This is a genomic window from Longimicrobium sp. (assembly GCF_036387355.1).
GTDB lineage: Bacteria > Gemmatimonadota > Gemmatimonadetes > Longimicrobiales > Longimicrobiaceae > Longimicrobium.
In genome coordinates this window covers 1-6,990 of sequence record NZ_DASVTX010000566.1, presented here as the reverse complement: position 1 = coordinate 6,990, position 6,990 = coordinate 1, and the positions used below count along the sequence as shown (strand labels likewise).

Below are 6,990 nucleotides of genomic sequence, written 5' to 3'. Positions count from 1 at the left end.
CCGGACGCGTGCGCCCCGCCACCGGGCTGCCGACCACCACGTCCCCGCTCCCCGCGTACCGGCCCAGCAGCACCTGAAAGGCGGCCAGCAGCACCATGTACAGCGTCGCGCCCTCGCTCCGCCCCAGCGCCTCCAGCTCCTGCCGCAGCCCCGCCGGGAGCTCGGCCCCCTCCCGCGCGCCCGCGTGCGAACGCACCGCGGGGCGCGGACGGTCGGTGGGCAGCTCCAGCAGCTCCGGTGCACCGGCGAGGCGCTCGCGCCAGTACGAGAGCCGCCCCTCCAGCACCTCGCCTTGCATCTGCTCACGCTGCCAGGCGGAGTAGTCGGCGTACTGCACCCCAAGCTCCGGCAGCGGCGACTCCCCCCCGCTGCGATACGCCTCGTACAGCGACGACAGCTCCCGGTAGAGCACCCCCATGCTCCACCCGTCGCTCACGATGTGGTGCATCGAGAGCAGCAGCACGTGCTCCGCCGCTCCCAGGCGCAGCAGGCTCGCCCGGAAGAGCGGGCCGGCCGAGAGGTCGAACGGCCGCGCTGAACCCTCCGCGGCGATCTCCCGCCGCACCTCCGCCTCACGCGCGTCCCCGGGGAGAGTGGACAGGTCCTTCACCGCCACCGCGAAGCCGCCGAAGGGCGCAATCGCCTGCAGAGGGGTGCCGTCGCGGTCGCGGAAGGTGGTTCGGAGCGCCTCGTGGCGCCGCACGATCTCGCTCAGGCTCCGCTCCAGCGCGTCCACGTCCAGGCCGCCGCGCAGGCGCGTGGCGAAGGCAAGATTGTAGGCCAGCTCCCCGGGGCGCAGCCGGTCCAGGAACCAGAGGCGCTCCTGCGCGAACGACGGCAGCGGAGGTTCCGTGCGCCGCACCGGCACCACGGGCGGGAGCACCGGCAGCCCCGCGCGGCGTGTTTCCTCCACGCGGCCGGCCAGCTCCGCCACCGTGGGTGCCTCAAAGAGCGCCCGCAGCGGCAGCTCGGCGCCGAACACCTCGCGCACCCGCGACACCACCCGCGTGGCCAGGAGCGAGTGCCCGCCCAGCTCGAAGAACGGGTCGTGCACCCCTACCCGCTCGACCCCCAGAACCTCTGCCCAGATCCCGGCCAGCACCTCCTCCGCGGGGGTGCGGGGCGCCGCGTACCGCTCGTCCGCTGTGCGGAACTCCGGCGCGGGCAGCGCCTTGCGGTCCAGCTTGCCGTTGGGGTTCACCGGGAGCGCGTCCATGTGGACGAACGCGGCCGGGATCATGTATTCGGGCAGCCGCTCCGCGAGGTGGGCGCGCAGCTCCGACGCGCCCGCCTGGCCGCCCACGTAGTAGGCCACCAGCCGGGGGTCGCCGATCTCCCCCTCGCGCGGCACCACCACGACCTCGTGCACGGCCGCATGCTCGGCCAGCCGCGCCTCGATCTCCCCGAGTTCGATCCGGAAGCCGCGCACCTTCACCTGCGCGTCGCCGCGGCCCATGAACTCGATCGTGCCGTCCGGCATCCACCGCCCCAGGTCGCCCGTCCGGTACAGCCGCCCGCCGGGCACCGCGCCGAAGGGATCGGGAAGAAAGCGCTCGGCCGTATGCCCCGGAAGCCGCCGGTACCCGCGCGTCACCCCGGCGCCGCCCAGGTACAGCTCCCCCGTCACCCCCACCGGCACGGGCTCCCCGGCTCCGTCCAGGACGTAGATCCGGGCATTGGCGATCGGGCGGCCCGGCGGCATGGAACGGCTGGAGTAGCTCGCCAGGTCCGCCCGGGCGAAGTGATGGGTCGTGATCCCGGTCGCCTCCGTCGCGCCGTACGGGTTCAGGAACACGGGGCGGGGTTCCGGCACCCGCGCGAGCTGCCGCGGGTACAGCGGCTCTCCGCCAAAGACCACGATCCGCAGTCCGCCGATCGCCCGCCCGCCGTCGGCCTCCACCAGCGCCTGAAAGCCGGTCGGCGTCAGGTTCATCATGGTGATGCCCGACCGCACGATCGCGGCGGCGATCCTGCCCGGCTCGAACGGCTCGCCCGCCAGGTGCAGCCGCCCGCCCACGAACAGCGGAGCCAGCAGGTTCCGCTGCGTCAGGTGAAAGCTGAACGAGGTGACGACCAGGACCGAGTCGTGCTCCGAGATCCGGGTGGCGCCCAGGTACCAGTGCAGCAGGTTCGACGCACCCCGGTGCGTCATCTCCACCCCCTTGGGGCGCCCCGTGGAGCCCGAGGTGTAGATCACGTACGTCAGATGGTCAGGCGCCAGCGCGCCGCGCTCCGGGTTGGTGTCCGGCTGGCCCGCCCACGAGGCCTCGTCCTCACCGAGCGCCACCAGGGGCAGGTGCAGCGCCGCGAGCCGTCCGGCCGGCACACCGTGCGTCAGCATCGCCACCGGGGCGCTGTCCTGCACCATGTCCAGCAGCCGCTCCCGCGGATAACCCGGATCGAGCGGCAGGTATGCGCCCCCGGCCTTCAGCACCCCCAGCACGGCGACCACCATCTCGGGCCCCCGCTCCGCACAGATCGCCACGCGCACGTCGGGCCCCACCCCGAGGTCCCGGAGGTGGTGCGCCAGCCGGTTCGCCCGCCGGTTCAGCTCGCCGTACGTCAGCCGCCGGTCTTCAAACACCACCGCCACCGCGTCCGGCGTGCGCCCGGCCTGCGCCTCGAACCGCTCGTGGATGAACGAGCCGGCGGGGTACGGCGCGTCGGTGCGGTTCCACTCCTCAACGACGCGCCGGCGCTCCTCGGCGGACAGCAGCGGCAGCCGGTCCACGCGCCGGGTGGCGCCGGCCGCCATCCCCTGGAGCACCCGGCGCAGGTACCCCGCGTAGCGCTCCACCGTCTCCCGCTGGAACAGCGCCTTCGCGAAAACCACCTCGCCCGCGACCCCGCCCCCCGACTCGCGGAGCTCCAGCGAGAGGTCCAGACCGGCCGTCGAGCGCGGCGCCAGAGCCGCCGGCGCACCCCGCTCCGCGCCGGTCAGATCCGGCCCGCGTGCCGCATCCCGCCGCCACGTGAACGCCGCCCGGAACCAGGGCGCGGCCAGGCCGCCGGCACCGTCCGGGTGCACGAGCTCCATCACCCGTTCCAGGGGGACATCCTGGTTGCGGAGCGCTCCCTGCACCCGCGCCTCCACCCGCTCCAGCAGTTCCGCGGCGGTGGGCGAGCCGGACAGATCCACACGCACCGCCAGGAAGTTCAGCGGGAGCCGCCCCGGTGCCTCACGGGGCCCGCCTGCGCCCGGTCCGACGCCGATCACCAGGTCCGTCTGCCCCGACAGCCGGCCCAGCACCGCGGCCCAGCCGGCCAGCAGCGTCGTAGACAGCGTCGCGCCGTGGCGGCTCCCCAGCACCCGGAGCTCCGCGGTCAGCGTGTCGCCGAGCTCCAGCGGAACCAGCCCCGCGGCGTGGTCCGCCTGCGCGGAGCGCGGGTGGTCGGCCGGCAGCTCCAGGGGCTCCGGGGCGTGCGCCAGCGTTTCCCGCCAGTACTCCGTCTGCTGTCCCGGCAACGCGCCGGCGCCAGCGATCCCGGGAACATGGACCCGGGACGCCGGGGGTGCGGCCTCCGTGGGTGCCGCGGCTGCGCTGTGCTCGTCCGGCTGGGCCATCAGGTTTCCTCACCTCGTTGGGACGCGCGGACCCGGCGGGGCCGCGTGGGATAGCACCTCGTTCCAGCTCCGGCCGACCCCTCCGCCCGGCCCCCTCCGCCAAGCGGCGCCCCCCGCCACGCACTCGTACATACGATGGCGCAAAACATGAGTCGCGGAGAGCGCAAGATCGGGGTTCGCGGGGACCGGAATCGTGTTTGGCGAGATCCGCCCGCGTCAGCACCTGTGGCGCAAAGGTATCGAGGGCAGTGCGGGAGGGATCGGCCTCGAGGCGAACGGGCGGACAAACGGGCCGGAATGCGCCCCGCATTCACGGAAGCGTTCGGGACGGGCCGGAGAGGCGCCGCACCGTGGCATCGTTCCCCAGGGAACAACGCCGGGGCGGGACTGCGGCTCACGGAGTGGCACTGCTGTTATACGACGGTATCTACAACCTCACACACCCCTGGAAAAACGTCAACCCCCGGAAACGAGCAGATTGCGCGGGCGGGTTGCAAGCTCACCAGTCTTGTCGGGAAAGATCAGACGCACGGGCCGCCCCACGCGGAACGGGAAGCGTTGAAGCCCCGCCGGATGTCCCGTCACGGTTCCGACGGCCGAGGGCTCGCGGGAGCGCCGCCCGGTGGCGATTTATCGTAAATGGGCGAATAACGTGTGTGTCGTCGGCCAAAGATATCGCATGTTTACCCTGATGTGCAATCCCTCTGGGCAGAGCCGCGAAAATACACCCGGCGTCTCCGCATGATCGTAAGCCGTCGGTTCCTGCAGCTGCGCGATGTGGCCTGAGCCGGGGATGCCGCCCTTGCGTGGATCGGGGCCTGTCCGTATGTTTTCGGCCACGGACTAACGTTATTGGACTGTTTACTCAGGAACGCCGGATTCCCGCGGCAACCCCGCGCTGCTCTTGCGGGGGGAAATCCGCCCGGATGACCGGGGTATCCGGCCGGAGCGCGCCACCCTCCGCCGGATGGCGCACTCTCATTTCCGGCGACAAAAGCGAACACTTTTCCGTCACCCGCTCCCGTCCGCGCCGTCGGCCCGCCCGATCCCCTTCCCCACGCCGCATCTCAGGAAGCCATCCATGGAACATCTCGCTGTCTGGGCGGCGACCGGTCTGGCCGCCAAGATCCTCGCCGACGTCCTGCGGCGTGCGTACGGGTTCAGCACGCCCGGCCGCTTCACGAGCGCGCGCGGAGGGATCGAGACCGACCTCGCGTACCTCCTTGCCTACGGAATCGCGCTGCTGGTGGTGCGCAGCATCGGCCTTGACGCCGCTCTCCTCGTGGCGGCCGTCCTGCGCCTCGCCGCCGTCGTGGGCGACCGCGTGGTGCTCGCGAGCAACCACGGCTGCCTGGAGCTGTATCTGGCCGTGGTGTGCCTGCAACTTCACCACGACCCCGTCGCGCTCGCGTCGGTGCTGCAGGTGATGGCCGTTTCCATGTGGGCGTACGCCGCGTACCAGAAGGCGTACCATCGCGAGTACCTGGACGGAACCTACTTCTATCTCGGAATGGGCCACGACTGGCGTCTCAGCACGTGGGCGTCGCGCGTGCGGCGGGTGCCCAAGGTGGAAGGCGACTTCGGGGCGGTGGACCCCGCGGCGCGGGCGTTCTGCCGGTGGATGGCGGTGCTGGTGCTGATCGGCGAAACCGTGCCGCCCATTCTGGGGTTCGCCCTGAACGGGACGGTGTGGGGCGTTCTGCTGCTCTTAGCCGTCGCCCTCCCCGTCGGCCTGTCCAGCAGCGAAACCAACTTCATGATCACCAACATCCTCGTGGCGCTGGCCTTTCTGGTGCCGTTCCAGGGCGGGGCGTTCCGGGGCGCGCTGAACGAGCCGCTCGTCGCGGTGATCATGGCGCTGTGCCTGGTCTGGCCCCCCGTCCACGCCGCGCTCGCCCGGTACCTGGGGGTGAGTTCGTGGAAGCTGGTGGGCTGGGGGATGTACGCCATGCAGAAACCGCTCGTTCACGTGGTGCTTCCCGGCGGCGAGCTGGTTCCCCTCCGCGGGGCCATTCCCTCCCGCATCGTGCTGGAGTTCGGGGCCTGCCGCCTGGGGTGGGTGCGAGACGCCATCCGGCGCTACTACTTCCGCTGGGACTTCGTGCAGCCCGCCACCGGCCTCTCCTTCCGCTGGATTCGCCTGGAGGCCAGCCGCTACGTGACGCGCGCCGTCGTGGTGCAAAACGCGCCCGGCGCGCCGGCACGCACCTTCGACATTGTGGACGAGGCTTCGGCCGCGGCGTTCACCCGGCACCTGGCGGCCCTTTCCCTCGCCCCGGAGACGGCGCCGGCCGTGAGCCCGTCCGGCGCCGTGGCGGTCGCTGGTGGGTGAGGGCGCGGGGGCTGCGGGGACGGACGCGGGCCATGATGGTCCCGCCGCCGCCCTGGACGCCCGCGGGCCCATCGTGCTGTACGACGGCGTCTGCGGGCTCTGCGACCGCTCCGTGCAGCTCATCCTTCGCAACGACCGGCGCGGCGTCTTTCGCTTTGCGGCGCTGCAGTCCGGCGCGGGCGCGGCGCTGCTGAGCCGGTTCGGCCTTTCACCCCAGGCGCTGGACAGCATCGTTCTGGTGGAGGGCGGCCGCGCCTGGCGCAAGTCACGGGCGGCGCTGCGCATTGCCCGGCGGATGGACGCGCGCTGGCCCCTGCTGTGGCCACTGGCGGCAGTCCCCGCGGCGGTCGCGGACCGGGTGTACGACCTGGTGGCCCGGAACCGCTACCGCCTCTTCGGCAAGCTGGACGCCTGCCCCGTTCCGCCGCCGGAGGTACGGGCGCGATTTCTGGGATAGCGGGCACTCCGCAGCCGCGGCTTTCAGGATCCCCTCCATGCCTGCCGGGGGGATCCGCCGCCGTCGCTCCGCGCCCGCGGACGGGAGCCCCGCTTCCGCTTCGCGGCGCGCGCCGACCCCCTCGGCGTTCGTCGTTCGCCGAGCAGACGCCTCACGACGGCCCCGCGGCGCGCGGGGCTGCCCCCCATGGAGCAGCAAGATGAGTGTTGTGAACGAAGCCGTGCAGGCCCTTGAGATCGCCCCGGCGCACGACGGCCGCGTGCAGACCGGCCGCCTGGACGGCCATCCCGACGCCCCCGTCGTGGTGACGCCCACCGCACCCGGCGTGGTGCTCGCCGACTGGGCCGGCGAAAACCGTCCGTGGATCGAGGCCACGCTGCACCGGGCGGGCGCCATTCTCTTCCGCGGCTTCGGCGTGCACGACGTGGACGAGTTCGGCCGCTTCATGCTCCAGGCGTCGGGCGAGCTCCTTCCCTACACCTACCGCTCCTCGCCGCGCACGCAGGTCAAGGGCAACGTCTACACCTCTACCGAGTACCCGGCCGACGAGTTCATCCCGTTCCACACGGAGATGTCGTACACCACGAGCTGGCCCATGCGCATCGGGTTTCTGTCGCTGGTGGTGGCCGAGACGCA

4 protein-coding genes are annotated in these 6,990 nt (G+C 72.2%); 3 read left to right on the top strand and 1 reads right to left on the bottom strand.

Going from position 1 to position 6,990, the window contains the following annotated elements:
• Positions 1-3,466: amino acid adenylation domain-containing protein (locus VF665_RS24560; RefSeq protein ID WP_331056132.1), on the bottom strand; the 3,466-nt coding region annotated here is incomplete at its 3' end.
• A gap of 1,180 nt (positions 3,467-4,646) precedes the next feature.
• Here VF665_RS24560 and VF665_RS24555 point away from each other — a divergent pair.
• The 3 genes from VF665_RS24555 to VF665_RS24545 all read left to right on the top strand — a co-directional run.
• Positions 4,647-5,897 (top strand): hypothetical protein, encoded by a 1,251-nt coding sequence (locus VF665_RS24555; protein WP_331056131.1) that lies wholly within the window; start codon positions 4,647-4,649, stop codon positions 5,895-5,897.
• Positions 5,890-6,354, top strand: a complete 465-nt coding sequence (locus VF665_RS24550) for a thiol-disulfide oxidoreductase DCC family protein (RefSeq protein ID WP_331056130.1) — start codon at positions 5,890-5,892, stop codon at positions 6,352-6,354. The genes VF665_RS24555 and VF665_RS24550 overlap by 8 nt, the downstream gene beginning before the upstream one ends.
• Positions 6,355-6,553: 199 nt before the next feature.
• Positions 6,554-6,990: TauD/TfdA family dioxygenase (locus tag VF665_RS24545; RefSeq protein ID WP_331056129.1), on the top strand; the 437-nt coding region annotated here is incomplete at its 3' end.